The organism is Prevotella merdae (genome assembly GCF_900290275.1).
In the GTDB taxonomy this organism is placed as follows: domain Bacteria; phylum Bacteroidota; class Bacteroidia; order Bacteroidales; family Bacteroidaceae; genus Prevotella; species Prevotella merdae.
The window spans coordinates 1-1,378 of sequence record NZ_LT985344.1; the positions used below are offsets into that span (position 1 = coordinate 1).

1 protein-coding gene and 1 pseudogene are annotated in these 1,378 nt (G+C 44.5%); both read left to right on the top strand.

Annotation, left to right across the window (positions count from 1 at the left end; genetic code table 11):
• Window positions 1–361: 361 nt before the first annotated feature.
• Window positions 362–742 (top strand): annotated as a pseudogene (locus tag C9991_RS17135) (sigma-70 RNA polymerase sigma factor region 4 domain-containing protein); the annotation flags it as partial.
• A gap of 210 nt (window positions 743–952) precedes the next feature.
• Entirely contained in the window at window positions 953–1,348 is a 396-nt protein-coding gene (locus C9991_RS17140) for an A1S_2505 family phage non-structural protein (protein WP_232823390.1), read from the top strand.
• Window positions 1,349–1,378: the final 30 nt, after the last annotated feature.

A 1,378-nucleotide genomic window follows, 5' to 3' on the forward strand; every position in this document is an offset into this window, starting at 1 on the left:
ATCAGTAGGAGGGTATGGCATCCCTGCCATACCCACTCTGCCATGATTGTACAGCCAATTTAGTGGGTATGGCAAGGATGCCATACCCTCCTACTATATGTAAATATTATTCTGAACTGTTACTTATTTAAGAGTATTTTATATGTGTAAAAAGTTTGGTGGTTATTTCAGAAACTCGTAAATTTGCGGCAACAGAACTTGAAACAATATGACTACAAATACAACCCAATTAACCGACGATGAGATTCTCGAAGGATTTCGTAATGCCAACGAGCACATCGTAAAAGATTATTTCTACGGCTATTGTCGTGTTGCCTACTGCATCTACGACAAACGATACGACTTGCAGCATAAGCCTGGCATGGACTTCTTCTCTCTTGCGCACGAGTATTATTTGGCTTTGTGCAAACACAACTTCCAGCAGCTTGAAGACCGTAAGCCTTCAATGTCGCTCAAGACATGGATGGTAAATGGATTTCGCTTCTTGCTTCTCGACAAGCTCAAGGATGTTAATAAAGAGCATCGTTTCGAGAGTTTTGAGGCTCGTCAGGAGCGCACACGTATTGGCTTTGATGTTGTGGATAATGAGTTTGCTGCCGACTTCCGTCATACCATCAACGAGATTTGTCTGAAGTTTTATGGTCGCGACAGCAAGAATTCCATTATTCTACAGATGCTCTTTATCGAGGGTTTCAAAGGCAAGGAGATTGGAGCGCAGCTGGGTATGAGTGCGTCTGCCGTAACCCAACGTTACAACAAGATGATGCACGACGTTGTGGTGCCTTACTTCAAACGCTATTTTGTTGCCAACGAGTATGGCGCGTCGCCAATGTCAAGGTCTGATATTATGTGCGAGGCAATGCCAAGTCCTATGTCTTGCGATCTTGGCATGCCCAAAATGACAAGAATGGTTGACATGGATGGAACAGGAATGGATTATAATACAGAAGATATGGATAGAATAACACAACAGCGCATCACTCCCGAGTGGATTGACAGCCTTAAAGAGAATGAGGTATTTGTTTTCGGCAGCAATCTTGCTGGTATGCATGGTGGCGGAGCGGCACGTGTGGCACGCTTGCGTTTTGGTGCAATAATGGGGCAGGGTGTAGGCATGCAAGGCCAAAGCTATGGCATACCTACAATGCAAGGAGGTGTTGATACCATTCGTCCTTATGTCGACGAGTTTATCAACTATGCCAAGGCTCATCCCGAAAAGCATTTCCTTGTAACGCCAATTGGTTGCGGCATTGCCGGATTCGAGCCTGATGATATTGCCCCATTGTTTGAGGAGGCACGACAGGTGCAGAACGTCAGCCTGCCTGAAAGCTTTTGGAAAGTGCTGTAAGGTAAATAATAATGTAATATACATATAATG